Annotated in this window: 20 protein-coding genes, 3 tRNA genes and 3 rRNA genes; 5 read left to right on the top strand and 21 right to left on the bottom strand. The window is 37.8% G+C overall.

All coding sequences use genetic code 11. The features are described 5' to 3' along the window. Nucleotide 1: 1 nt before the first annotated feature. From rrf to ADJ60_RS03370, 21 genes are all read right to left on the bottom strand, one after another. Nucleotides 2-117, bottom strand: a 5S ribosomal RNA gene (gene rrf / locus ADJ60_RS03470). 76 nt (nucleotides 118-193) lie between these two features. Beyond that, nucleotides 194-3,095 (bottom strand): 23S ribosomal RNA (locus tag ADJ60_RS03465). A gap of 125 nt (nucleotides 3,096-3,220) precedes the next feature. Further along, nucleotides 3,221-3,293, bottom strand: a tRNA-Ala gene (locus ADJ60_RS03460). Between the two features lie 51 nt (nucleotides 3,294-3,344). Then, nucleotides 3,345-4,890 (bottom strand): 16S ribosomal RNA (locus ADJ60_RS03455). Together the 16S, 23S and 5S rRNA genes with 2 tRNA genes alongside form the textbook arrangement of a ribosomal RNA operon. A 241-nt stretch (nucleotides 4,891-5,131) precedes the next feature. Further along, nucleotides 5,132-5,203, bottom strand: a tRNA-Glu gene (locus ADJ60_RS03450). A 92-nt stretch (nucleotides 5,204-5,295) separates the two neighbouring features. Then, nucleotides 5,296-5,775 carry a sigma-70 family RNA polymerase sigma factor gene (locus ADJ60_RS03445; RefSeq protein WP_000471939.1) on the bottom strand — a complete coding sequence of 160 codons (480 nt, stop codon included), beginning with the start codon at nucleotides 5,773-5,775 and terminating at the stop codon, nucleotides 5,296-5,298. A gap of 120 nt (nucleotides 5,776-5,895) precedes the next feature. After that, complete coding sequence (gene ftsH, locus ADJ60_RS03440) at nucleotides 5,896-7,854, bottom strand: ATP-dependent zinc metalloprotease FtsH (RefSeq protein WP_049543475.1); 1,959 nt, start codon at nucleotides 7,852-7,854, stop codon at nucleotides 5,896-5,898. Nucleotides 7,855-7,869: 15 nt separating this feature from the next. Beyond that, nucleotides 7,870-8,412 carry a hypoxanthine phosphoribosyltransferase gene (hpt, locus tag ADJ60_RS03435; protein ID WP_049543473.1) on the bottom strand — a complete coding sequence of 181 codons (543 nt, stop codon included), beginning with the start codon at nucleotides 8,410-8,412 and terminating at the stop codon, nucleotides 7,870-7,872. Between the two features lie 4 nt (nucleotides 8,413-8,416). Next, nucleotides 8,417-9,694 carry a tRNA lysidine(34) synthetase TilS gene (tilS, locus tag ADJ60_RS03430; protein ID WP_049543472.1) on the bottom strand — a complete coding sequence of 426 codons (1,278 nt, stop codon included), beginning with the start codon at nucleotides 9,692-9,694 and terminating at the stop codon, nucleotides 8,417-8,419. Next, nucleotides 9,691-10,959, bottom strand: coding sequence for a serine hydrolase (locus ADJ60_RS03425; protein WP_049543470.1), 1,269 nt, complete (start codon nucleotides 10,957-10,959; stop codon nucleotides 9,691-9,693). Before ADJ60_RS03425 ends, tilS begins: the two co-directional genes overlap by 4 nt. After that, nucleotides 10,952-11,074, bottom strand: a complete 123-nt coding sequence (locus tag ADJ60_RS11840) for an SP_0009 family protein (protein ID WP_049501883.1) — start codon at nucleotides 11,072-11,074, stop codon at nucleotides 10,952-10,954. The genes ADJ60_RS03425 and ADJ60_RS11840 overlap by 8 nt, the downstream gene beginning before the upstream one ends. A 4-nt stretch (nucleotides 11,075-11,078) precedes the next feature. Then, nucleotides 11,079-11,447, bottom strand: coding sequence for a septum formation initiator family protein (locus ADJ60_RS03415; RefSeq protein ID WP_049543468.1), 369 nt, complete (start codon nucleotides 11,445-11,447; stop codon nucleotides 11,079-11,081). After that, nucleotides 11,440-11,706: an RNA-binding S4 domain-containing protein gene (locus ADJ60_RS03410; RefSeq protein ID WP_001234978.1), complete on the bottom strand. Its 267-nt coding sequence runs from the start codon at nucleotides 11,704-11,706 to the stop codon at nucleotides 11,440-11,442. The genes ADJ60_RS03415 and ADJ60_RS03410 overlap by 8 nt, the downstream gene beginning before the upstream one ends. A 57-nt stretch (nucleotides 11,707-11,763) precedes the next feature. Next, nucleotides 11,764-15,267 carry a transcription-repair coupling factor gene (gene mfd, locus ADJ60_RS03405; protein ID WP_049543467.1) on the bottom strand — a complete coding sequence of 1,168 codons (3,504 nt, stop codon included), beginning with the start codon at nucleotides 15,265-15,267 and terminating at the stop codon, nucleotides 11,764-11,766. Continuing rightward, nucleotides 15,268-15,837, bottom strand: coding sequence for an aminoacyl-tRNA hydrolase (gene pth, locus ADJ60_RS03400; RefSeq protein ID WP_000163936.1), 570 nt, complete (start codon nucleotides 15,835-15,837; stop codon nucleotides 15,268-15,270). It lies immediately after the preceding gene. Nucleotides 15,838-15,910: 73 nt separating this feature from the next. After that, on the bottom strand, nucleotides 15,911-17,026 hold the full coding sequence (gene ychF, locus ADJ60_RS03395; protein ID WP_001218713.1) for a redox-regulated ATPase YchF: 1,116 nt from the start codon (nucleotides 17,024-17,026) through the stop codon (nucleotides 15,911-15,913). 84 nt (nucleotides 17,027-17,110) lie between these two features. Continuing rightward, nucleotides 17,111-17,305 carry a DUF951 domain-containing protein gene (locus ADJ60_RS03390; RefSeq protein ID WP_000285186.1) on the bottom strand — a complete coding sequence of 65 codons (195 nt, stop codon included), beginning with the start codon at nucleotides 17,303-17,305 and terminating at the stop codon, nucleotides 17,111-17,113. A gap of 64 nt (nucleotides 17,306-17,369) precedes the next feature. Beyond that, complete coding sequence (gene dnaN, locus ADJ60_RS03385) at nucleotides 17,370-18,506, bottom strand: DNA polymerase III subunit beta (RefSeq protein WP_000581174.1); 1,137 nt, start codon at nucleotides 18,504-18,506, stop codon at nucleotides 17,370-17,372. A gap of 158 nt (nucleotides 18,507-18,664) precedes the next feature. Next, nucleotides 18,665-20,026, bottom strand: coding sequence for a chromosomal replication initiator protein DnaA (dnaA, locus tag ADJ60_RS03380; protein ID WP_004255267.1), 1,362 nt, complete (start codon nucleotides 20,024-20,026; stop codon nucleotides 18,665-18,667). Nucleotides 20,027-20,238: 212 nt separating this feature from the next. Next, complete coding sequence (locus ADJ60_RS03375; protein WP_049543465.1) at nucleotides 20,239-20,997, bottom strand: ParB/RepB/Spo0J family partition protein; 759 nt, start codon at nucleotides 20,995-20,997, stop codon at nucleotides 20,239-20,241. Nucleotides 20,998-21,054: 57 nt separating this feature from the next. Then, nucleotides 21,055-22,236, bottom strand: a complete 1,182-nt coding sequence (locus tag ADJ60_RS03370; RefSeq protein WP_049543464.1) for a S1C family serine protease — start codon at nucleotides 22,234-22,236, stop codon at nucleotides 21,055-21,057. Between the two features lie 183 nt (nucleotides 22,237-22,419). Between ADJ60_RS03370 and rlmH the strand changes: the two genes are divergently transcribed. From rlmH to comE, 5 genes are all read left to right on the top strand, one after another. Beyond that, complete coding sequence (gene rlmH, locus ADJ60_RS03365) at nucleotides 22,420-22,899, top strand: 23S rRNA (pseudouridine(1915)-N(3))-methyltransferase RlmH (RefSeq protein ID WP_049543462.1); 480 nt, start codon at nucleotides 22,420-22,422, stop codon at nucleotides 22,897-22,899. A 43-nt stretch (nucleotides 22,900-22,942) separates the two neighbouring features. Beyond that, nucleotides 22,943-23,016, top strand: a tRNA-Arg gene (locus ADJ60_RS03360). Between the two features lie 165 nt (nucleotides 23,017-23,181). Further along, nucleotides 23,182-23,307, top strand: a complete 126-nt coding sequence (gene comC, locus ADJ60_RS03355) for a competence-stimulating peptide ComC (protein WP_000799685.1) — start codon at nucleotides 23,182-23,184, stop codon at nucleotides 23,305-23,307. Nucleotides 23,308-23,327: 20 nt separating this feature from the next. After that, on the top strand, nucleotides 23,328-24,653 hold the full coding sequence (comD, locus tag ADJ60_RS03350) for a competence system sensor histidine kinase ComD (protein ID WP_001048129.1): 1,326 nt from the start codon (nucleotides 23,328-23,330) through the stop codon (nucleotides 24,651-24,653). Then, entirely contained in the window at nucleotides 24,650-25,402 is a 753-nt protein-coding gene (gene comE, locus ADJ60_RS03345; RefSeq protein ID WP_049543460.1) for a competence system response regulator transcription factor ComE, read from the top strand. The genes comD and comE overlap by 4 nt, the downstream gene beginning before the upstream one ends. Nucleotides 25,403-25,515: the final 113 nt, after the last annotated feature.

The raw sequence follows: 25,515 nt of genomic DNA, 5'->3' as shown, positions 1-25,515 counted from the left end.
AGCTAAGCGACTTCCATATCTCACAGGGGGCAACCCCCAACTACTTCCGGCGTTCTAGGGCTTAACTTCTGTGTTCGGCATGGGTACAGGTGTATCTCCTAGGCTATCGTCACTTAACTCTGAGTAATACCTACTCAAAATTGAATATCTATTCAAATCAAGAAAACCTTGCGCTTTCATATTCTCAGTTACTTTGGATAAGTCCTCGAGCTATTAGTATTAGTCCGCTACATGTGTCGCCACACTTCCACTTCTAACCTATCTACCTGATCATCTCTCAGGGCTCTTACTGATATAAAATCATGGGAAATCTCATCTTGAGGTGGGTTTCACACTTAGATGCTTTCAGCGTTTATCCCTTCCCTACATAGCTACCCAGCGATGCCTTTGGCAAGACAACTGGTACACCAGCGGTAAGTCCACTCTGGTCCTCTCGTACTAGGAGCAGATCCTCTCAAATTTCCTACGCCCGCGACGGATAGGGACCGAACTGTCTCACGACGTTCTGAACCCAGCTCGCGTGCCGCTTTAATGGGCGAACAGCCCAACCCTTGGGACCGACTACAGCCCCAGGATGCGACGAGCCGACATCGAGGTGCCAAACCTCCCCGTCGATGTGAACTCTTGGGGGAGATAAGCCTGTTATCCCCAGGGTAGCTTTTATCCGTTGAGCGATGGCCCTTCCATACGGAACCACCGGATCACTAAGCCCGACTTTCGTCCCTGCTCGAGTTGTAGCTCTCGCAGTCAAGCTCCCTTATACCTTTACACTCTGCGAATGATTTCCAACCATTCTGAGGGAACCTTTGGGCGCCTCCGTTACCTTTTAGGAGGCGACCGCCCCAGTCAAACTGCCCGTCAGACACTGTCTCCGATAGGGATCACCTATCTGGGTTAGAGTGGCCATAACACAAGGGTAGTATCCCAACAACGTCTCCTTCGAAACTGGCGTCCCGATCTCATAGACTCCTACCTATCCTGTACATGTGGTACAGACACTCAATATCAAACTGCAGTAAAGCTCCATGGGGTCTTTCCGTCCTGTCGCGGGTAACCTGCATCTTCACAGGTACTAAAATTTCACCGAGTCTCTCGTTGAGACAGTGCCCAAATCATTACGCCTTTCGTGCGGGTCGGAACTTACCCGACAAGGAATTTCGCTACCTTAGGACCGTTATAGTTACGGCCGCCGTTTACTGGGGCTTCAATTCATACCTTCGCTTGCGCTAAGCACTCCTCTTAACCTTCCAGCACCGGGCAGGCGTCACCCCCTATACATCATCTTACGATTTAGCAGAGAGCTGTGTTTTTGATAAACAGTTGCTTGGGCCTATTCACTGCGGCTGACTTAAAGTCAGCACCCCTTCTCCCGAAGTTACGGGGTCATTTTGCCGAGTTCCTTAACGAGAGTTCTCTCGCTCACCTGAGGCTACTCGCCTCGACTACCTGTGTCGGTTTGCGGTACGGGTAGAGTATGTTTAAACGCTAGAAGCTTTTCTTGGCAGTGTGACGTCACTAACTTCGCTACTAAACTTCGCTCCCCATCACAGCTCAATGTTATAGATATAAGCGTTTGACTCATATCACACCTCACTGCTTAGACAGACACTTCCAATCGTCTGCTTTAGTTAGCCTACTGCGTCCCTCCATCACTACATACTCTAGTACAGGAATATCAACCTGTTGTCCATCGGATACACCTTTCGGTCTCTCCTTAGGTCCCGACTAACCCAGGGCGGACGAGCCTTCCCCTGGAAACCTTAGTCTTACGGTGGACAGGATTCTCACCTGTCTTTCGCTACTCATACCGGCATTCTCACTTCTATGCGTTCCAGCACTCCTCACGGTATACCTTCATCACACATAGAACGCTCTCCTACCATACCTATAAAGGTATCCACAGCTTCGGTAAATTGTTTTAGCCCCGGTACATTTTCGGCGCAGGGTCACTCGACTAGTGAGCTATTACGCACTCTTTGAATGAATAGCTGCTTCTAAGCTAACATCCTAGTTGTCTGTGCAACCCCACATCCTTTTCCACTTAACAATTATTTTGGGACCTTAGCTGGTGGTCTGGGCTGTTTCCCTTTCGACTACGGATCTTAGCACTCGCAGTCTGACTGCCGACCATAATTCATTGGCATTCGGAGTTTATCTGAGATTGGTAATCCGGGATGGACCCCTCACCCAAACAGTGCTCTACCTCCAAGAATCTCTAATGTCGACGCTAGCCCTAAAGCTATTTCGGAGAGAACCAGCTATCTCCAAGTTCGTTTGGAATTTCTCCGCTACCCACAAGTCATCCAAGCACTTTTCAACGTGCCCTGGTTCGGTCCTCCAGTGCGTCTTACCGCACCTTCAACCTGCTCATGGGTAGGTCACATGGTTTCGGGTCTACGTCATAATACTAATTCGCCCTATTCAGACTCGGTTTCCCTACGGCTCCGTCTCTTCAACTTAACCTCGCATCATAACGTAACTCGCCGGTTCATTCTACAAAAGGCACGCTCTCACCCATTAACGGGCTCGAACTTGTTGTAGGCACACGGTTTCAGGTTCTATTTCACTCCCCTCCCGGGGTGCTTTTCACCTTTCCCTCACGGTACTGGTTCACTATCGGTCACTAGGGAGTATTTAGGGTTGGGAGATGGTCCTCCCAGATTCCGACGGGATTTCACGTGTCCCGCCGTACTCAGGATACTGCTAGGTACAAAGACTATTTTAAATACGAGGCTATTACTCTCTTTGGCTGATCTTCCCAAATCATTCTTCTATAATCTTTGAGTCCACATTGCAGTCCTACAACCCCGAAGAGTAAACTCTTCGGTTTGCCCTCCTGCCGTTTCGCTCGCCGCTACTAAGGCAATCGCTTTTGCTTTCTCTTCCTGCAGCTACTTAGATGTTTCAGTTCACTGCGTCTTCCTCCTCACATCCTTAACAGATGCGGGTAACAGGTAGTACCTGTTGGGTTCCCCCATTCGGAAATCCCTGGATCATCGCTTACTTACAGCTACCCAAGGCATATCGTCGTTTGTCACGTCCTTCTTCGGCTCCTAGTGCCAAGGCATCCACCGTGCGCCCTTATTAACTTAACCTTATTTTTCTGACCTTTCAGTCATAAACTCTTATTAATACTACAGCGTTTTCGGTTTATTTTCTTGTTACTATTTGATATAGATATTCAATTTTCAATGTGCATTACTTGGTGATCTCTCACCAATGGAGCCTAGCGGGATCGAACCGCTGACCTCCTGCGTGCAAAGCAGGCGCTCTCCCAGCTGAGCTAAGGCCCCACAAGACCTCTCAAGACTAAACAAGACCAATGCGCAGTTCCTTTTCCTTAGAAAGGAGGTGATCCAGCCGCACCTTCCGATACGGCTACCTTGTTACGACTTCACCCCAATCATCTATCCCACCTTAGGCGGCTGGCTCCTTACGGTTACCTCACCGACTTCGGGTGTTACAAACTCTCGTGGTGTGACGGGCGGTGTGTACAAGGCCCGGGAACGTATTCACCGCGGCGTGCTGATCCGCGATTACTAGCGATTCCGACTTCATGTAGGCGAGTTGCAGCCTACAATCCGAACTGAGACTGGCTTTAAGAGATTAGCTTGCCGTCACCGGCTTGCGACTCGTTGTACCAGCCATTGTAGCACGTGTGTAGCCCAGGTCATAAGGGGCATGATGATTTGACGTCATCCCCACCTTCCTCCGGTTTATTACCGGCAGTCTCGCTAGAGTGCCCAACTGAATGATGGCAACTAACAATAGGGGTTGCGCTCGTTGCGGGACTTAACCCAACATCTCACGACACGAGCTGACGACAACCATGCACCACCTGTCACCTCTGTCCCGAAGGAAAACTCTATCTCTAGAGCGGTCAGAGGGATGTCAAGACCTGGTAAGGTTCTTCGCGTTGCTTCGAATTAAACCACATGCTCCACCGCTTGTGCGGGCCCCCGTCAATTCCTTTGAGTTTCAACCTTGCGGTCGTACTCCCCAGGCGGAGTGCTTAATGCGTTAGCTACGGCACTAAACCCCGGAAAGGGTCTAACACCTAGCACTCATCGTTTACGGCGTGGACTACCAGGGTATCTAATCCTGTTTGCTCCCCACGCTTTCGAGCCTCAGCGTCAGTTACAAGCCAGAGAGCCGCTTTCGCCACCGGTGTTCCTCCATATATCTACGCATTTCACCGCTACACATGGAATTCCACTCTCCCCTCTTGCACTCAAGTTAAACAGTTTCCAAAGCGTACTATGGTTAAGCCACAGCCTTTAACTTCAGACTTATCTAACCGCCTGCGCTCGCTTTACGCCCAATAAATCCGGACAACGCTCGGGACCTACGTATTACCGCGGCTGCTGGCACGTAGTTAGCCGTCCCTTTCTGGTAAGATACCGTCACAGTGTGAACTTTCCACTCTCACACTCGTTCTTCTCTTACAACAGAGCTTTACGATCCGAAAACCTTCTTCACTCACGCGGCGTTGCTCGGTCAGACTTCCGTCCATTGCCGAAGATTCCCTACTGCTGCCTCCCGTAGGAGTCTGGGCCGTGTCTCAGTCCCAGTGTGGCCGATCACCCTCTCAGGTCGGCTATGTATCGTCGCCTTGGTGAGCCGTTACCCCACCAACTAGCTAATACAACGCAGGTCCATCTGGTAGTGATGCAATTGCACCTTTTAAGCAAATGTCATGCAACATCTACTCTTATGCGGTATTAGCTATCGTTTCCAATAGTTATCCCCCGCTACCAGGCAGGTTACCTACGCGTTACTCACCCGTTCGCAACTCATCCAGAAGAGCAAGCTCCTCCTTCAGCGTTCTACTTGCATGTATTAGGCACGCCGCCAGCGTTCGTCCTGAGCCAGGATCAAACTCTCATTAAAAGTTTGAGTTCTCACTCATTTCTGTCACTGACAGATTTATTGTTTTTTCATTGTTCAGTACTATAACCTTAGTTATAGTGCCCTGCACATTGGTTCGTCTTGTTCAGTTTTCAAAGGTCTTTGTCACTTGCTTCTCTCAAGTGACAACTATATTAGTATATCACAGTCGCTTTCGCTTGTCAACACTTTTTTGAAACTTTTTTAATCTTTTTTCATCAAGTGCCTCAACCGCAACATACCATAGTCCGTACGGGATTCGAACCCGTGTTACCGCCGTGAAAAGGCGGTGTCTTAACCCCTTGACCAACGGACCTGAGCTGTTATTTTCAACTCTTACTATTATACAGACTTTTTCTGACTTGTCAACAACTTTTTTAAACTTTTTATGTTTTTTTGTATGACTCCCTAATGAGTACGGATATCAAACTCCTTAAACACAATACGTAAGTCTCTCAATACTCTTTGACGCCCTCGGAAGCGTTCATGTCTTAAGACGCGTTCTAACTCTTCTTGTTTGTCTTTACTTTGTTTGTTTCTATAATCTCTTAGTGTCTCATGAAAGAGATAATACTCATCTAGCCACATACCTCCCTCACTGATACGATGACTAATCTCACCTACTTCTTCATAGGGTTCTTTATCATATCTACGCTTCTGGCTTTCCTGCTTACGGATATAGTCTAGGATCCGATTACGGAATTTAGTTTTGAAGTATTTACGTAAGCGTGGGATATCTTCTACTATTCCTTCTTCTCTACTAATCAATTCATGTAAGCAAATCATTCCCTCTTGGTCCCAATCTGATAGCTCCCATAAATGGAGATGATATTCATTTCTACACTTATATACAATCCCCTGGACTTCTTCATATAATTCTTTAAACATAACGTTCCCCTTTCTAGATACAGTCTAACAAATCAAGAACTTAATTGGAACCATTTCGCCTATTCTGTCTCCTTTACCGTCTCAACTGCACAAAAAAGAGAGGTCACGCCTCTCTCAGGGTTATATTTCATCATTCATTTTTGACTTTACTTCATCATAAGATAATGCATGAGATTCCTCTTCTACGGTTTCAGGCATCTTTCCTGTTTCGTAAAGAGCTTTAATTTGTGTACTATCCAATGTTTCGTATTTCAATAATGCTTCTGCAATCAACTTGTGAGTTTCACGATTTGACTGAATAATTTCAGCAGCTTTATTTCGTGCTTCATTCAATAATGAACGAACCTCTTCGTCAATTTCATAAGCTGTTTGTTCTGAGATTGATTTTTGAGGGCTCTGTGCACCAAACATAGCATGATTGCCCTCATATTGAACTGGACCTAGTTTTTCACTCATACCGTACTCTGTAACCATTGCACGCGCCATTTGTGTCGCTTGTTCAAAATCGTTTGAAGCTCCTGTAGTTTGGACATTAAAGATAATTTCTTCAGCTACACGTCCACCCATTAAGCCAGCCAATTGCTCTTTCATATCTTCTTTGGAAAGAAGCATTTGGTCTTCCTTAGGAAGTGCAATCATATATCCGCCGGCACGTCCACGTGGTACGATAGTAACTTTATGAACAACACGAGCATTCGACAAGACTAAACCAACAATGGTATGTCCAGCCTCATGGTAGGCAACCAATTCACGTTCTTTTTGTGAAACTGTCTTATCTTTCTTAGAAGGACCAGCAATAACTCTATCTTCTGCTTCATCAATATCTGAAGCATCAATTATCGATTTATTGCGACGAACAGCAACTAGAGCCGCCTCATTCAATACATTCTCTAAATCAGCACCAACAAAACCTGGAGTTTGTTGAGCCACTAATTTCAAATCAACATCTTCTGCTAAAGGCTTGTTCTTAGCATGAACTTTCAAGATTGCTTCGCGACCTTTAACATCAGGACGGCCAACCAATACTTTTCTATCAAAACGTCCTGGACGCAAAAGGGCAGGATCAAGTACATCTGAACGGTTTGTCGCAGCGATAACGATAATCCCTTCATTTCCCTCAAAACCATCCATCTCAATCAAAAGTTGGTTCAAGGTTTGTTCACGTTCATCATTTCCTCCGCCAAGACCAACTCCACGTTGACGTCCAACAGCATCAATTTCATCGATAAAGATAATAGCTGGTGCTGCTTTTTTAGCATCTTCAAAAAGAGAACGAACACGACTAGCTCCAACTCCGACAAACATTTCTACAAAGTCCGATCCTGAGATACTAAAGAATGGAACACCTGCTTCTCCAGCAACTGCCTTAGCAAGCAAGGTCTTACCTGTCCCCGGAGGTCCCTCTAACAGAACACCTGCTGGAATACGGGCCCCAAGTTTTGTAAATCGTTTTGGATCTTTTAAGAATTCAACAACTTCAACTAGTTCTTGTTTTTCTTCCTCAGCTCCAGCAACATCTGAAAATCTTACTTTAATATCTTCTTTATTTGCGGCTTTAGCCTTACTACGTCCAAAACTCATTGGGTTACGGCTATTATTTCCTCCCATATTTCCCATCATAGAGAATAGGAAGAAGAATAGAATACCGAATGGCACAATAGATACAAGAATATTAATCCACATACCACTTGAACTTTCATGCTTAACAGTTACTTCCGCCTTATGGTCAGAAGCAAGTTTTTGCAATTCTGATACTGTAGTATCTGAAGGAAGAATAATACTTGAAAATTTCTCTACTGTTGTAGCAGAAGGAGAAAAGAACTGGATACCTGTTTCTTCTTTACTTGTTTTAGGATTTTTATAGACACCTGAAACTTCGATAACACTGCCATTTGGTTGGTAAGTCAATTCTTTTACATTGTCATCGGTAATTTCTTTTACCAATTCTGTATAATTAATTTGCTCACTTTTCCCTGCAACACTACCTGTACTAAAATACTGATAAGCTGTAACTAGGAAAAAAATAAGTAATAACCATAGAAAAGGATTTTTAATTAAACCATTATTTTGTTTTTTCATTAAAAATTGTTCTTTCTAATTTGAATATACTTCTTCTTTCAATACTCCAACATAAGGAAGGTTACGATAATTTTCTTTGTAGTCTAAACCATAACCTACTACAAACTCATTTGGAATAGTAAAGCAGGTATAGTCAGCCTCAATTTCTACAACACGTCCCTCTGGTTTATCCAACAAGGTTGCAATTTTAACAGAAGCAGCTTCTCTTGCTTTAAACATATCTCTTAAACTCTTCAAAGTTTGACCTGTATCAATGATATCTTCTATAAACAGAACATGTCTTCCTTTGATATCTTGAGTCACATCTTGCTTGATATTAATGACACCACTACTTGCTGTTCCACCATGGTAGCTAGAAACCATCATGAAGTCCATTTCAATATGTGTGTCGATATGTTTAACCAATTCAGCCATAAAAGGAATAGATCCTTTTAAAATCCCAACTAAAATTGGATTTTTTCCTGCATAGTCTTTGGTTAATTGAGCACCTAATTTTTTAGCAGCTTCTGTAATTTCATCGTGTGAAACGAGAATTTTTTTAATATCGTTTTCTAACATTTTTTTACCTATCTATTTTTTCTATATAAAGTACAGTGTTCATTATATCATTTTTCGTGTTTTTACTCAAATTACTGGTCGCAATTCCCAAAATTGAGACAATTTCACCAAATTGCTCAATAATCAGAGCTGATTTTCGCTTTTCCATAGGGATTTTCAAATCAATAAATAGACGTCTGAGTTTTTTTCTATGCCCATTTTGAATCAAAAAATCTCCTGTTTTTCGATGACGAATGTGTATTGATGTTTCCCGTGAAACAGGTACCTGCTGAATTAATTCACCTTCTAAAGGAAGTCCAAAGGAAAATAAATAACCTTGGTAAGATACCTGATTTTGATAGTGTAACACAAGTTCATCTTCCTTTTCATCAGACTGAGGACTGATTTTACAAATCCGAAACTGTTGATACTCTTTTACTAATTCATAACCATTTTTAAGCAGATGACGATACTGGCTTTTAGTTTTTAAAATTTTTCTAACTTCTTCAAACTGAGCTTTTGTAAGATTCAAATCTGGAAAACGATTCAGATAAGTTTGAAGTAAAACTCTTTGTGTCGACTCAGAGTAAGACAATAGCTGATCTAAATTTTCTACATCAATATTCTTTGATAATTCAGCTATAGCTAAGTCATAATCTAAAATTTCATTGCCGATGCTTAAGATTGCATCTCTAAATCTAGGATTTTCTTTTTCTAATTCTGGTAAATAAGAGTTTCGAATACGATTGCGAAAATAATGATTTTCCTGATTTGATGTATCTTCAAAGTGAAAAATTGGTGGAAAGTCTTTTTTCTGAAAATGCAAGAAGGGACGAATGATTTCTATCTCTCCGACTACTTGCTTCTCCTTAATTCCTGATAGATAGCGCAAACGAGTTCCTCGAATCAAGCGCATTAAAATCGTTTCCACCTGATCATCAGCATGGTGGGCAGTGACTAAAGCTGTCGCACCTGTCTTTTTCATGACCTCTTGAAAAAAATCATAACGAAACTCTCGAGCACGTGCTTCTGAAAATTCTCCTGAAAAATTGCTGATATAAATAGGAAGCTCTGCTTCAGCAGCTAACTTCCTTAATTCCTGTTCTTCCCAATCTGATTCTACTCTCTGCTTATGATTCACATGAGCTAGAATCAATTCAATTTCTAACTCTTTTTGATACGTAGATAACACCTTAAATAGAAACATAGAATCTAATCCACCAGAAAGAGCTAGCATCACCTTAGCATGCTTTTTGAAATATCCCTTCTTGAGAAAATGATTTAAAAAATCTTGTTTCCTCATTTTAGAACCTCATAAACATCCTTGGCTATCTTAGAAATCGTATCATAATCAGAATTTTTAGTGAAAATAGAAAGAATAAATGGAGAATCTGCATAGACAACACCTGTATCATGCTTAAATTCATCCGCATCTCCAATTTTATGAGCTACTTTAACAGAAACACCTTTGGCAATTCTCTCATTATCAAAATCTGTTTTAGTCAAAGAATCCAATACAAATCCATTTTGATTATAAACAGCTTCCATAACTTTCCCAGCCATTTTAGAAGAAATCAATTTTTCTTTTGAATCCCAATCATCTCCCATAATAGCAGACATCTTGGATTTAAATGTGTCATCAGATTGGTTTGAAATGTAATATCCCAATAAATTATGAGCTACATTATCAGATTCTTTTGATACTTTCGAAATTAAATCCTTTAGAGAATACTCTTTATTATCCTCTTTTTTAGGAAGACTACCACTTCCCTCTGGTTTATAAGAACCCGGAAAATCATTGACTGCAGATACGTATTTTACAGTCGTATCTAACTGATAAAGACCTTCATTTATTTTTTCTTGCGTATAATAAAGATAAGGGAGTTTCAAAACACTAGCTGCATACATCTTTTCATCTTGATTGATACCAGCTTCTTTTTCAGTAGTCAGTTGCTTAACATAAATAGAAAATGAATCCTTCTGATATTTTTCCGATAACATTTCTTGGACTTTACTCATCCGATTATCTTCTTCAGAAGTTGATTCTTTAGCTACCCATCCAGTCTGATCAATATGTAGAAATTCTCTTCCTTCTACAAACATGGTCTTATCGATTGATACCTGAGAATAAGCTGATAAGGATGATTTCACTTCTTTTAAATCATAAGGACTGTTATACAGTTTAAAATCAGATTCTAACCATACTTTTTTTATTGTTGGAGTTACCTCTGACTGATCATATAACAATCGTTTGTCTGCAGCAATAAATTGATGGTTGGATAACTTAAATACTGGAATTCCTTGTTTATTTAAACGCCACTCGGTTATTTGAAAACTTGTTTTTGGAGTCAATTTTCCAGATTCTACTACTAAATCTTCATTCGCATAAACAGGAACTTCTCCATAAACCATAGGAAAACTTAGCTTTTCTCTAAAATAAATACCAAAGTCAGATTGTGAAAGGTAATAAATTTCTTTCGAAGTATAGACGACTTCTTTTTCTGTGCTAACGACTTTTGAAATGGTCAAAAAACTAGGTAGCAACAAAATAATTAAGAATTTACGCATTCTTCCTTTCCTTTTCTTCTTGTAAACGCAATAATTGATTTTTATCAACTAACTCTTCCAGCTTTTCATCAGATAAACTCAAAAATTGCTCAATGACATCTAATAAATTTTCCATTTTATCACCTTGGAAGCAAGTCAGGAACCGTATAAACAGCTTCCCGATTCTTAGAATAATAATATTTTGCACGCATGTATTTAGCAGCGTAATCTTCATCTTTCAACTTTGTAGCAAAAGCTGTCTCTTTCTCCTTTTCCTCACTCAAGGTTTGATACTGAGTTTGCAAGTCTGATAACTGTTGACGTCTTTGGAGTAATTGGTGATAACTTTGAGCAAGATTATAAGTTGGTAAAATGAACAATAAAATCATCAAAATCAGAACCCAACCCATGAAACGATTACGTTTTTGTCGTTCTTTCATCAGATAGCGACGACGTTGGTGTTCATTTTGAATAAAAGAATTATTCAATTGTACGATATTTTTAGACATTTTCTTCTACCCGTGTTTCACTGATAATTTCATACATGCCTGCTGCATCTTCTTTTTTTGTACTATCTTTCATCTCCAGTACTTTTACAAGTAGCAACTTATTTCCAAAACGAATTTCAACTTGGTCATTAACTTTCAAATCCGTTGAACTTTTTGCCAAGATTCCATTTACCTTGATCCTACCTTTATCTGCTACTTCTTTTGCGACTGTACGACGCTTGATAATTCGTGATACTTTTAAATATTTGTCTAATCTCATTTTTATTACCTCAAATTATTATTGTATCATTTTTATCTACTTTATAGAAGAAAAATGTTAAAGGGAATTGCCTTCTTTCGACACTTTTATCTCTAATAAACTTTCTCCAAAAATGAGCAGACCTTCTAAAATTTCATAGTCCTTCTTGTTTCGAACATCAAATACAACTTCCATTAATCCCTTATTCTCAGCTATGGCTGCTTTTAAGTTCGTTGCGGATAAAGCTTTAAAATAATCTTGAGCCAAAAACAGTCGTTGAGTGATTTTTTCAAATTGAACTGTAATCTTATTGTCTTTTCTTTCCACACGTTCTACAAATACCTTATCCAAATATGACTTGACTAAACCAATCTCTAAAAGATAAGCAACCACATCTGGGTATTCTCCAAAACGGTCCATCAGCTCTTCTTGTAATTCCTCATAATTGACACGATTGTCAATTTGACGAATTTTTTTATAAATTTCAATCTTATGTCGTTGATCAGAGATATAAGTGTCAGGAAGATAGGCATCAATTTGTAAAATCAATTCGGTATTTCCTTTGGTTCTTGTTTTCCCATTACCATGTCGTTTAGCAATAGCTTCCTCCAATAACTGCGAATACAATTCAAAACCAACAGAATCAATGAAACCAGACTGGGATTTCCCTAAAAGATTTCCTGCTCCACGAATCGAAAGATCTCGCATTGCAATCTTAAATCCAGAGCCCAATTCTGTAAATCCTTTAATCGCTTCTAATCTCTTCTCGGAGACTTCACTGATTGATTTTTCTGGACGATACATGAGATAGGCATAAGCAATACGATTACTACGACCGACTCTTCCTCTTAACTGATACAAGGTTGACAAGCCCATATGGTCCGCATTTTCAATAAACAAAGTGTTGGCATTTGGAATGTCCACCCCTGTCTCAATAATAGTAGTCGTCACCAAGATATCGTATTGCCCCTCAATAAAATCTAATAGAGTATTTTCTAACTGAATCTCACTCATTTGCCCATGAACATACCCAATCGAAGCCTCTGGAATCAACTCCTGTAATTCGGAAACCTTCTGATCAATCGTGTCAACTTTATTGTAAAGATAGTAAACTTGACCTCCACGCTCCATTTCACGCAAAACAGCATCACGAATGACACTATCATTTTTTTCCAAAACATAGGTCTGAACAGGATAGCGATTAGTCGGCGGAGTTTCAATAACAGACAAATCTCTGATTCCCAGCATAGACATGTGAAGGGTACGAGGAATTGGCGTTGCTGTCAAGGTCAGGACATCTACTTGTTTTTTCAGTTCTTTCAAGGTTTCCTTATGCTTGACACCAAATCGCTGTTCCTCATCAATAATCATCAAGCCCAAATCAGCAAATACAACATCTTTTGACAAAACACGATGTGTTCCAATCAAAATATCAACTTGACCGTTTTTCAATTTTTCAAGTGTTTCAGTCTGCTCTTTTTTACTTCTAAAGCGACTCAACACATCAATATTAACTGCAAAATTTTGGAATCGTTCCTTAAAATTCGTATAGTGCTGTTGCGCTAAAACTGTCGTCGGAACTAGAACGACAACCTGTTTGTGATCATTGACTGCCTTAAAGGCTGCACGCATAGCAACTTCAGTCTTTCCAAAACCAACATCCCCAACTAAAAGTCGATCCATTGGTTGAGAAGCCTGCATATCTCTCTTGATTTCCTCAACACTACGAAGTTGATCATCCGTTTCAACATAAGGGAAGGCATCATCAAAAGCATATTGATCTTCATCATCAGCTGAAAAAGCAAAACCCTTCAACTGACTACGCTCAGAATAAAGTTTGATTAAATCGTCAGCTATATCCTCTACCTGGTTCTTAACTTTTTGCTTTGCTTTTTTGAAATGACCGTCATTTAATTTATTGAGTTTAGGTGCTTTACCGTCACTTGAAACGTATTTGGAAAGTAGATGAATCTGTTCCACTGGGATAGAGATTTGATCCCCATTTTGGTATTGAACACTAACATAATCACGGTGAATCCCTTTGATTTCAATTGTTTCAATCCCTAGATATTGACCAATTCCATGGATATGGTGAACAACGTAATCTCCTTTTTCAAGTTCATTGTAATCTTTTAATCTCTCTGCGTTTGAAACATGTTGTCTTCGAAAACGACGTTTCAATTTCTTTTGAAAAATCTCATGTTCAGTTATCAATAAAACCTTTTCATCTACAAAATGAAAACCATGTCTGAGATTACCCTCGATTAAGTTTACAGATTCTTTACAAATACTTGACTTATCTATGGAATCCAATTTAATCTGGTATTCCTCTAAAACATCCTCCAATGTTTTACTTCCCATTGAATTGCTAGACTGCAGGATAATAGTATAATCCATTTTTTTGTATCGCTCAATTTCTTCTTTTAGAAAAGAAAATTGATTAAAAAACTCCTGCATAGGATATTGATTAAATTGATAAATTTGGTCAAACTTGAGATTGCCTAAACCCTTTTGCAGATTAGAGAAAAAGGTAACCGGACTCTGTTTTTTATAGATTTGCTCTGTATCTGCAAAATACTGCATCTCAGAAAATGCTCTACTGTTCTGTAATTCTTCTGTAAAGTATTGTGCTAGTTCTCTTTCAAAGACTTCATACTGATTCATTAATTTTTGATAATCATCAAAGAATATTGGGGTATCTTTTTCAATATAGTCAAAAACAGTCCATGTCTTGTCATAACACAAAGATAAAAACTTCCGTGAATCTGAATGTATTTGTTTTTGGTGAAAACTTGAAAGAATTTCTTCTAGATAGGATTTCAAAATCGGTGATAAAGTTTTTGAAATTTGTTTTTCTAAAGCTGACTGACCTCGTTGATAATCCTTTTCTCTCAAAAGCATGTCACTAGCTGGAAAAATAGTGAGTTCTGTCTGATTTTCTTTCGATAATTGTGTTTCGACTTCAAATGACCTAATACCATCGACTTCATCACCAAAAAACTCAATTCGGTAAGGTTCTAACTGGGATATTTCAAAAATATCTAAAATATCTCCTCGCAGACTAAATTCGCCCTGAGTTTGTACTTGAGTGACTTTTCGATAGCCTATTTCCTTTAACTGATGGATAAGCGCGTGTTGATCATATTCTTCACCAACTGAGATTTTTACAATACTATCTTTGAATACATTTGGAGACGGTAAAATCAATCGACTTGCTGCAATATTACAAACTAAAATCCCTTTCTTAGATGAATCAGTCAAAAAACGCAAGGCTTCAACCCGTGAAATGATTTTTTCTTGTGAAGACATCAAAAACTCGACCATAGGGGAGTCATCTACCAAAAATGGATAGACAAGTTCCTCACCCAAGATAGATATAAGATCACTAACAAGTCCTTCGGCTTCTCCATAAGTTGACGTCAATAACACAATCTTATCTTCCTGTCTCAAACTGCTAGCAATTGCTAAAGTTTTTGTAGAAGTTGACAAGCCTAAGATTAATTGTCTTTTCTTATCTGTCAGATTTTGATGCCATTTTTTTATCTGATCATTTTCTGAGAATAAATCTAATAAGGTCACCATTTATCCGTTATACCTCTGCATCGTTTTTTCAAAGTTTTTCTCTTGTAAATAGTAGTTTACAGAATCGTCAACTTTGTCAATAGACTGTAAAATACCAATATAATCATCCTTGTCAAAAGTACTCAAAACATGGTGAACAACTGACATGCCATTTTTAGGTCTTCCGATTCCAATTTTAACACGATTAAAGGTTTGGGTTCCAATATGTTGAATAATAGACTTGATACCATTATGACCACCTGCTGAACCTTTTGCTCTTAAACGAATTTTCCCAACTTCCATGTCAAGGTCATCGTAAATGATGAGTAAATCTTCAATATCCAAACCATAATAAGTCAATAAAGCATGAACCGCTTTTCCACTTTCATTCATAAATGTCGTTGGTTTGACAAGATAAATTTTTTCTCCATTTAGGAAAAAGGATGCTAGGTCAGCTTGAAATATCTTATCGTGTGTAAAAGTGACATTCTGTTTCTTCGCTAGTTGGTCAATCAACATAAATCCAACATTGTGTTTGGTCTCAAAATATTTATCTCCTGGATTTCCTAATCCTACAAGTAATTTGGTCATTTATTTTTCCTTTCAAAAGCCAAAAGGGTTGGAATTTTTTTCCAACCTAATTGACACTATTTGTTAAATATTATTAGACATTAAAGCGGAATTCCATGATATCGCCATCTTGAACGATATATTCTTTTCCTTCTTCACGCAAGCGCCCAGCTTCTTTTACAGCCTTTTCAGATCCATATTTCACTAGATCCTCATATGACATGGTTACTGCACGAATAAATCCTTTTTCAAAGTCTGAGTGGATAATACCAGCTGCTTGAGGAGCCTTCATACCACGTTTAAAGGTCCAAGCGCGAACTTCTTTTTCACCAGCTGTGAAGTAAGTTCCCAATCCAAGTAAGTGGTAAGCTGCACGAGTCAACTTGTCAACGCCTGACTCTGTCAAACCAAGTGCTTCAAGAAACTCTTGCTTATCTTCTTCGTCTAACTCAGAAATTTCTTCCTCAGCACGCGCAGAAATAACGACTACTTCAGCATTTTCTGTCGCTGCGAATTCACGAATTTGTTTAACATAGTCGATAGAGTCAGGTTCTGAAACAACATCCTCATCCACATTGGCAACATAGAGCACTGGTTTAGTCGTCAAAAGGAAGAGACCTTTGACAACTTTTTGTTCTTCATCTGTAAATTCAATAGTTCGAGCTGATTTTCCATCTTCTAGGACTGGTTTAATCTTTTGAAGAACATTAAACTCAGCTACTGATTCTTTATCTTTTTGCGTACGTGCCATCTTTTCTACACGCGCATAACGCTTATTAACTGATTCTAAGTCAGCAAGAATCAACTCCAGGTTAATAGTATCAATATCTGCAAGTGGATCCACAAAAGCATCTTCACGTCCTTGCTCGCGCATCACATTTTCATCATCAAAAGCACGAACTACGTGAACAATCGCGTCTACTTCACGGATATTAGCCAAGAATTTATTCCCTAGCCCTTCTCCTTTTGAAGCTCCTTTTACAATTCCTGCGATATCTGTAAATTCAAATGTTGTTGGAACTGTCTTTTTAGGAGTGATCATTTCAGTCAATTTTTGTAGGCGTTCATCTGGAACCTCAACCATTCCAACGTTTGGATCAATCGTCGCAAATGGATAGTTTGCAGCCTCTGCTCCTGCTTTTGTAATTGCATTAAATAGTGTTGATTTACCAACGTTTGGCAAACCAACGATACCTGCTGTTAAAGCCATATTTTCTCATTCTCCGTTTTCATTTCAATCCCTAATATTATAACACAAAAAGGGAAAACTTGCTAACCCTCTAACTGAGGGGTTTCAGTCAATAATTTTATTCATTTTTCGATCAAAATCATAGCGCCCCATCATGACAACATGGTCACAATTGCTACATTTAATTTTGATATCTGCTCCTACACGTGTAATTTCCCAACGATTGGCCTTTTTACCTGTTGACTTGATGGTGCAAGCATGTGGTTTTTTCATTTCAACAAAATTTCCAACTTGATACATACTACTCTCCTTCTCTTTTTAGATTATATCATAAAAGAGGCGAGCCAGGCTCAACCTCTTTCACTTAATTTGTACGAACTGGTGTAATGAGCTGCATGAAGTCTTCATCAGTGTCTGCTGGCACAAGAGTAAATGGACGAACAGCTGAGATAAAGCTAATGGTCACCTTTTCGCTATTTAAAGCCTTAAGAGAATCAATCAAGTAAGTTGGGTTGAAACTAATAGTCAAATCTTCACCAGTCACCTGATCAGTATCGATTTCTTCGTTTACTTTACCAACTTCTGGAGAATGAACATGGGCGCTAACAATACCACCTTTAATTTCAAGCTTCACAGTACCATTTTGAGTCGCACTTGATAAAAGGCGAGCACGCTCCATTGACTGACGTAAGTTTACCACATCAAAAGTAATAGTAGTGTTAAAGTCTGTCGGAATCAAGCGATCTGTATCAGGATAGTTACCTTCTAACAAACGAGTATAGAAGCTAATATTTTCGCTTCTAAAGAGGATTTGATTGTTGGCAAAGAAAATCTCTACAGTTTCAATATCGTCTGTAAATACTGCTGAAAATTCGCGTAGAGAACGGCTAGGAATCACGACATCAAAATCATCACTATTTTTTTCAAGAGTCAATTTTTTCTGGCTTAGACGATGAGAGTCTGTTGCAACTGTTTTTAACTCTTTGTGTTGGCTCAATACAAAATGAACACCTGTTAAAATTGGACGACTTTCTTGTGTACTTGCAGCAAAAGCTGTTTCATTGATAATTTTCTTAAGTAATTTTGTTTCAAGAACCAAAGGAGTGCTTGCTGAAATTTCTTGGATTCGTGGATATTGCTCGCTATCTTTTCCTTTTAGGGTAATTTCTGATTTGCCACTAGTTAAAACAATTTGGTTTTGTTCAATTTCTTTAAAATCAAGAGTCACATCAGGTAGACTAGATACCACATTGATGAAGAAAGAAGCTTCAAGAAGGATCGAACCTAAAGAAGTAATTAACAAACCAGCATCTTCATTTTTTTGAGAAATAAAATTTTCAATTGAAATTTGACCATTTGAACCAATTAAAGTAACACCTTCATTGGTTACGTCAATTTTGACGGTTGATAAAATAGGAATGGCATTTTTAGAGCTAATAGCTCTCTTAGTAGTATTTAAGGCTTGTAGAAATAAATTTTTATTAATTGAAAAATGAATCATGGATTCTCCTTTATTTATTTTTAGTATTAGAAGGATAATAGTAATAATAGGGTCTGTGAAATCTGTGGAAAACAGACTTTAAACAAGTCATATCAAGTTTTTTGGCTTGTTTAAAAAATGTGGATAAAAAAGATAATAAAGTAAAAGTTATCCACAAGTTATTTAATTTTCTTTTTGATGGATTCAATTTCTAAACGTAAATTATCGTCTTCATCAATCAAAGATTTAATTTTGGCATGGGCATGTATGACTGTTGTGTGATCTTTTCCACCAAATTCCTTCCCAATTTTTGGAAGACTATTATCTGTTAATTCTCTAGATAAATACATGGCTACTTGACGGGCCAAAACAATATTTTGAAGGCGTCTGCTTCCCTTCATTTCTTTGACACTAACACCATAGAAGTTCCCTACTTCAGTTTGGATTTTATCAATTGGAATGACGAGGATTTGGCTAACATCTTGTTTTCGAGCTCTAATAGCTTCTGCAGCGATATCGATAGTGATATCCTTAATCTTCTTCACTCTGGCAATTAAAGTGATGTCGTTTATTGCTCCTTCAAGTTCTCGGACGTTTGAATCAAATTGACCAGCTAGGTATTCTAGGGTATCACTTTGGAAATGGTAGTCTAAATTCTCTGTTTTGCTTTGTAAAATGGCAATACGTGTCTCAAAGTCAGGTGGTGTGATGTTTTGCGTCAAGCCCCAGCTAAAGCGCGTGACAAGTCTTTCTTCAAGGCCCTCTAAGTGTTTAGGGCTACGATCACTAGTCAGAACAATTTGTTTTTGATTGTTATGGAGAACATTGAAAGTATTGAAAAATTCTTCCTGAGTTGCAACTTTTTTTCCACTCAGCGATTGAATATCATCAATTAACAAGAGATCGAGGCTACGGTAGGTTTTTTTGAACTTATCCATTTCACCCAGTCTCAGATGTTCAAGAAAGTCGTTTATAAAGCTTTCAGCAGGAATGTACTTAACACGCGCATCAGGAATATTTTTCAAAATCTCATTCCCAATTGCATTGAGTAAGTGAGTCTTACCAAGGCCAGGTCCTCCATAGATAAAAAGAGGATTATAGGTCAAGGCTAAATCTTCAGAAACAGCCAAAGCGGCTGATACTGCCCAAACATTCCCATCCCCTTGAATAAAATTATCAAAGGTATATTTTTCTTTTAATCCAGTATCCGAATAAGGAATAGATGCTAACTTTGGACTATAGTCATAAAGAGTTGAATTTGGAGCTTCTTCAACTTGTGAGACAGTAGTATCTTGAGGTTTGATGAAAATATAGTGGGGAGTTATCTCAGCATCATAAATCTCAAAACCAGCTACTACAATGATATCTTTTAGTTGTTTTTCCCAGACCATTTCCATTTCAGATCGTGGTAAAAATATAGTGGCAACATTTTCTTCTACCTTAATGAGTTCAGCTTGAATAGCATAGAAATCATACATGGAACGAGTTAGTCTTTCTTGTGCAAATTCTAATATACGATTCCAAAATTGTTTTTCTTTCAATCCTTTCTCCTCCTTTACTATTTAAAAGTTTAATGCTAGATTTATTTTACCATAGATAGCAAGAATTTTCCACAAGCTGTGAAAAATAATCCACAATGTTATCAAGTTTTATCCACAGGTTGGGGATAAAATCAGAAACTGTTGATTTATGAAGCTTTTTTTTGAAAAAAATAGTGGATAACCTTGTGAGATAAAAAAATAAAAGAACAGCCTTATTTCAGGCTGTTGATAATTCTACTGTATTCTTCTTGATTTGAAAAAGAAATAATGATTTTTCCACTGTCTTTTTTAGACAGTTTGATTTCTACATCTAATCCGAGTAGTTTTTTTAACTGTTCTTTTTCATTTTGTATGAAATGATTCGTTTTTTGAAGTTTCTTTTGTTTTTTCTCTGTCAGAAGAGATTCTAATTTCCTTACAGAAATGTCTTCACATATAATCCGTTGAAAGAAATAGTCTTGTTGTTCCTTATTTAACCCAACTAGAGAACGCGCATGGGCTTGTGATAGTTTGCCATTTTCTACTTCTGAAAGGATCTGTTCTGACAAGGACAGCAAGCGAATGGAGTTGCTGATATAAGGACGAGACTTCCCCATTTTATCTGCAATTTCAGCATGGGTAAATCCTTTCTCTACAAGAGATTCATAGGCGCGTGCTTCTTCTATTGGATTTAAATTTTCTCTTTGCAAATTTTCAATGATGGACTGGACCATCATTTCTTGATCTGAAAGCTGTTTAACAACAGCTGGGATAGACGTTAGACCAGCTAAAAGTGAAGCCCGATAGCGTCTCTCTCCTGCAAGGATTTCATAACCAATAACAGGAGATTGACGAACAATAATCGGTTGAATGACCCCATTTTCTTTGATAGACTGTGCTAGTTCATGTAGTTTTTCTCCATCAAATTCTTTTCGAGGTTGATAGGGATTTTTTTGTATATCCGTGATAGAAATCATTTCAAATTTTTCCATGATTCTACACTAACACATCTTTTCTCTTATGTAAAGCTTTCTTTAAATAGATGTCAATTAAGATTCTAAATCACCTGAACTCTTGTCAAGTTTAATAGATGTAGTTTCTTCTTTACTGTTACGATAGTAAGTTATCTTAATGGTGTCTCCGATAGAATGATTGTAAAGAGCACTTTGTAAATCTGTTGATGAAGCAATCTCCTTGTCATCTACTTTTGTAATAACATCGTATTTTTCAAGGTGACCATTGGCAGGCATATTACTTTGCACAGAACGAACAACTACACCAGATGTTACATTGCTTGGAATATTCAGTCTTCTAAGATCACTTGTATTAATATTTGAGAGATTGACCATTTGGATGCCCAAAGCTGGACGAGTCACTTTTCCGTTCTTTTCTAACTGTTCAATAATATTGATAGCATCATTTGCAGGGATTGCAAAACCAAGACCTTCTACAGATGTTCCTCCATTTGTGGCAATTTTACTTGAGGTAATTCCGATAACCTGTCCTTGAATATTGATTAGTGGGCCACCAGAGTTACCTGGGTTAATAGCAGTATCAGTTTGGATGGCTTTTGTAGAAATGGCTTGTCCATCTTCAGATTTTAAAGATACATTTCGATTAAGACTAGATACAATACCCTGAGTGACAGTATTTGCATATTCAGAACCCAATGGGCTACCAATAGCAATGGCAGTTTCTCCTACGGTTAACTTGCTAGAATCACCAAACTCAGCTACTGTTGTCACTTTTTCTGAAGAGATTTTGACGACAGCAATATCAGAGAAAGTGTCCGCTCCGACAATTTCTCCGGGTACTTTAGTTCCATCTGACAAACGAATATCTACTTTGCTGGCGCCATTTATAACGTGATTATTGGTGACGATGTAAGCTTCTTTGTCATTCTTTTTATAAATAACCCCAGATCCTTCACTAGAGATTTGCTGAGAATCTGTGTCAGTATCATCATTACCAAATACGCTATTTTGTCTGTTTGCTGAATAAGTAATAACTGAAACAACAGCATCTTTTACTTTGTTAACAGCCTGTGTTGTTGAATTTTCATTCTTATAGGCAGTCTGTGTAATAGTACTATTGTTGTTAGAGGTACTTACAGTACTTTTTTGAGTTAGTTGGTTTATTGAAAAGCTACCCAAGGCTCCACTAATAAAGCTAATGACGATAACGACTAATAATTGAAACCCTTTTTTGTAAAATGTTTTTAAATGTTTCATATTTGCCTCCATATTTTTGAATTACTGAAAGTATAAACTGACTAGCTTAATTATAACTTAAACACAAAAAGTTTTTCACAGATTGTGGATAACTTTCAAAAATCTGTGGTTTTCTCGGCTAAAATTAACCTTTTGTTTTGTGAATAAGATGTGAAAAAATAGAGAATATGTTAGAATAGAGTCATGAAAATTAAAGTTGTAACAGTTGGGAAACTGAAAGAAAAGTATTTGAAAGATGGTATTGCAGAGTATTTAAAACGAATTTCTCGATTTGCTAAGCTTGAAATGATTGAGCTAGCAGATGAAAAAACACCAGATAGGGCCAGTGAATCAGAAAATCAAAAGATTTTAGGAATAGAAGGTAAGAGAATTTTATCAAAAGTTGGTGACCGTGATTTCGTGATTGTGTTGGCTATCGAAGGGAGAACTTTCTCCTCAGAAGAATTTAGTAAGCAGCTAGAAGAAGCTTCTATAAAAGGATTTTCTACTCTTACATTTATTATTGGAGGGAGTCTGGGATTAGCACAGGATGTAAAAAAGAGAGCCAATCTCTCTGTTAGTTTTGGCCGTTTAACCTTGCCCCATCAGTTAATGAGACTAGTCCTTGTTGAACAAATCTATCGGGCTTTTACAATACAGCAGGGCTCGCCCTATCATAAATAGAAAATTGACTTTCAATTGAATTTTTGGTAGAATAGCTATATTAGGTCTCATAGCTCAGCTGGATAGAGCATTCGCCTTCTAAGCGAACGGTCGCAGGTTCGAATCCTGCTGGGATCAATATAGTAGCAAAGCTGGGAATTTTCCCGGCTTTTTTCTTAAAAAAGTACACTTGGGGAGAAAAAAATGACAGTTGAGAGAATTTTATCTAAAACGAAATTCCATTTTGTATAATAGTTTTTGTAAGTTAGCTTACAAGAAAAAAACATTTAAGGAGATTTTATTATGAAAAACACAGTTAAATTGGAACAGTTTGTAGCCTTGAAGGAAAAAGACTTGCAGGAGATTCAAGGTGGGGAAAGTAGACTTCCAAAAATCCGCTTTGATTTTATTTTCCCACGAAAAAAGTAATGAAATAAGGGGAAAGAGTAATGAATTTATTTGGAGTTGGGTTAGTTATTGTTTATTTTTTAATTATTAGTCACAGTTACCGTTTAATTTGTAAAGGTCAAATAAATAGAAAAGAACTATACGTTTTTAGTGCTTATATATTACTAACAGAAATAGTACTTGATTTTCCATCATATCTTCTACATTTAGATGACTTAGGGATTGTAAAATTTTTATTTCCTTTGGTATTATATTCCTATTTTCGATGGATTAAACAGTATGAGAGGGATAGAGGACTATTCCTAAGTTTACTACTATCTCTTTTATATGAGAGCACTCATAACTTTTTGTCCGTAACTTTATCCTCTCTAACAGGAGACAATTTTGTTTTACAATATTATGAACCATTCTTTTTCCTTGTAACGGTGTTGACTTATGTCGTTATCTTAAAAATCATTCATTATTTCCATTTGGATCTAAACTATTTTGATAAAGACTACCTCTATCCTTTCTTGACAAAAGTATTTTTTGCTTTGCTACTGCTCCATATTGTATCTTTCGTTTCAGATATGGTAAGTACGATTAAACATTTGAATAGTTTTGGAAGTATTTTATCATCTATCGTCTTTATTTCTCTCCTTTTAACCTTTTTTGCAATGAATTCACATAAAGATCAAATGGAGAAAGAGATTGCTTTGAAGCAGAAGAAATTTGAACAGAAACATTTACAAAACTACACAGATGAAATTGTCGGTTTGTATAATGAAATTCGTGGTTTTCGACATGATTATGCTGGGATGCTTGTCAGTATGCAGATGGCAATTGACAGTGGTAATTTACAGGAAATTGACAGAGTTTACAACGAAGTTTTGGTTAAAGCCAATCACAAACTGCGCTCAGATAAGTACACTTACTTTGATTTGAACAACATAGAAGATTCAGCTTTACGAAGTTTGGTTGCTCAGTCAATTGTCTATGCTCGAAATAACGGTGTAGAGTTTACACTGGAAGTAAAAGATATAATTACTAGACTACCAATAGACCTTCTGGATTTAGTTCGTATTATGAGTGTTTTATTGAACAATGCTGTCGAAGGATCGGCTGATAGTTATAAAAAGCAGATGGAAGTAGCAGTTATTAAGATGGAAACTGAAACAGTGATTGTGATTCAGAATTCATGTAAAATGACGATGACTCCTTCAGGAGATCTATTTGCTTTAGGATTCTCTACTAAGGGAAGAAATCGCGGAGTAGGATTAAATAATGTGAAAGAACTACTGGATAAGTACAACAACATTATTTTAGAAACAGAGATGGAAGGCAGTACATTTAGACAAATCATTAGATTTAAGAGGGAATTTGAATGAAAGTTTTAATTTTAGAAGATGTTATTGAACATCAAGTGAGACTAGAGAGAATATTGGATGAAATTTCGAAAGAATCGAATATTCCAATATCATACAAGACAACGGGAAAAGTTCGTGAGTTTAAGGAATATATCGAAAATGATGAAGTAAACCAGCTTTATTTTCTAGATATTGATATTCATGGAATTGAGAAAAAGGGATTTGAAGTGGCTCAGCTCATTCGTCATTACAATCCTTACGCTATTATCGTCTTTATCACCAGTCGATCAGAGTTTGCGACTCTAACCTATAAATACCAGGTATCAGCCCTAGATTTTGTTGATAAGGATATCAATGATGAGTTATTTAAGAAGAGAATTGAGCAAAATATCTTCTACACGAAGAGTATGTTACTTGAAAATGAAGATGTGGTAGATTATTTTGACTACAATTATAAGGGAAATGATTTAAAAATTCCTTATCATGACATTCTGTATATTGAAACGACAGGAGTTTCTCATAAATTGCGCATTATTGGTAAGAATTTTGCCAAAGAATTTTATGGTACCATGACAGATATTCAGGAAAAGGACAAACATACTCAGAGATTTTATTCTCCTCATAAGTCATTTTTGGTAAATATAGGCAATATTAGAGAAATTGACCGAAAGAATCTAGAAGTTGTTTTCTATGAAGACCATCGCTGTCCTATTTCAAGGTTAAAAATTAGAAAATTGAAAGATATTCTAGAGAAAAAATCTAAAAAGTGATTGACAATTAGTAAGAAATTGATATAATGGTTATATCTGCTACAGATAGAAGGTCCGTTGGTCAAGGGGTTAAGACACCGCCTTTTCACGGCGGTAACACGGGTTCGAATCCC

Origin of the sequence: Streptococcus pseudopneumoniae (assembly GCF_001076775.1) — a bacterium.
In the GTDB taxonomy this organism is placed as follows: Bacteria; Bacillota; Bacilli; order Lactobacillales; family Streptococcaceae; genus Streptococcus; species Streptococcus pseudopneumoniae_G.
The sequence above is the reverse complement of the archived record's forward strand: the minus strand, read 5'-3'. Positions and strand labels throughout refer to the sequence as shown.

Excerpts from the sequence above, each read along its gene's own strand:
- ADJ60_RS03445 (WP_000471939.1), bottom strand. The coding sequence starts at position 5,775 with ATGTTTAAAGAATTATATGAAGAAGTCCAGGGGATTGTATATAAGTGT.
- ftsH (WP_049543475.1), bottom strand. The coding sequence starts at position 7,854 with ATGAAAAAACAAAATAATGGTTTAATTAAAAATCCTTTTCTATGGTTA.
- hpt (WP_049543473.1), bottom strand. The coding sequence starts at position 8,412 with ATGTTAGAAAACGATATTAAAAAAATTCTCGTTTCACACGATGAAATT.
- tilS (WP_049543472.1), bottom strand. The coding sequence starts at position 9,694 with ATGAGGAAACAAGATTTTTTAAATCATTTTCTCAAGAAGGGATATTTC.
- ADJ60_RS03425 (WP_049543470.1), bottom strand. The coding sequence starts at position 10,959 with ATGCGTAAATTCTTAATTATTTTGTTGCTACCTAGTTTTTTGACCATT.
- ADJ60_RS11840 (WP_049501883.1), bottom strand. The coding sequence starts at position 11,074 with ATGGAAAATTTATTAGATGTCATTGAGCAATTTTTGAGTTTATCTGAT.
- ADJ60_RS03415 (WP_049543468.1), bottom strand. The coding sequence starts at position 11,447 with ATGTCTAAAAATATCGTACAATTGAATAATTCTTTTATTCAAAATGAA.
- ADJ60_RS03410 (WP_001234978.1), bottom strand. The coding sequence starts at position 11,706 with ATGAGATTAGACAAATATTTAAAAGTATCACGAATTATCAAGCGTCGT.
- mfd (WP_049543467.1), bottom strand. The coding sequence starts at position 15,267 with ATGGTGACCTTATTAGATTTATTCTCAGAAAATGATCAGATAAAAAAA.
- pth (WP_000163936.1), bottom strand. The coding sequence starts at position 15,837 with ATGACCAAATTACTTGTAGGATTAGGAAATCCAGGAGATAAATATTTT.
- ychF (WP_001218713.1), bottom strand. The coding sequence starts at position 17,026 with ATGGCTTTAACAGCAGGTATCGTTGGTTTGCCAAACGTTGGTAAATCA.
- ADJ60_RS03390 (WP_000285186.1), bottom strand. The coding sequence starts at position 17,305 with ATGTATCAAGTTGGAAATTTTGTTGAAATGAAAAAACCACATGCTTGC.
- dnaN (WP_000581174.1), bottom strand. The coding sequence starts at position 18,506 with ATGATTCATTTTTCAATTAATAAAAATTTATTTCTACAAGCCTTAAAT.
- ADJ60_RS03375 (WP_049543465.1), bottom strand. The coding sequence starts at position 20,997 with ATGGAAAAATTTGAAATGATTTCTATCACGGATATACAAAAAAATCCC.
- ADJ60_RS03370 (WP_049543464.1), bottom strand. The coding sequence starts at position 22,236 with ATGAAACATTTAAAAACATTTTACAAAAAAGGGTTTCAATTATTAGTC.
- rlmH (WP_049543462.1), top strand. The coding sequence starts at position 22,420 with ATGAAAATTAAAGTTGTAACAGTTGGGAAACTGAAAGAAAAGTATTTG.
- comC (WP_000799685.1), top strand. The coding sequence starts at position 23,182 with ATGAAAAACACAGTTAAATTGGAACAGTTTGTAGCCTTGAAGGAAAAA.
- comD (WP_001048129.1), top strand. The coding sequence starts at position 23,328 with ATGAATTTATTTGGAGTTGGGTTAGTTATTGTTTATTTTTTAATTATT.
- comE (WP_049543460.1), top strand. The coding sequence starts at position 24,650 with ATGAAAGTTTTAATTTTAGAAGATGTTATTGAACATCAAGTGAGACTA.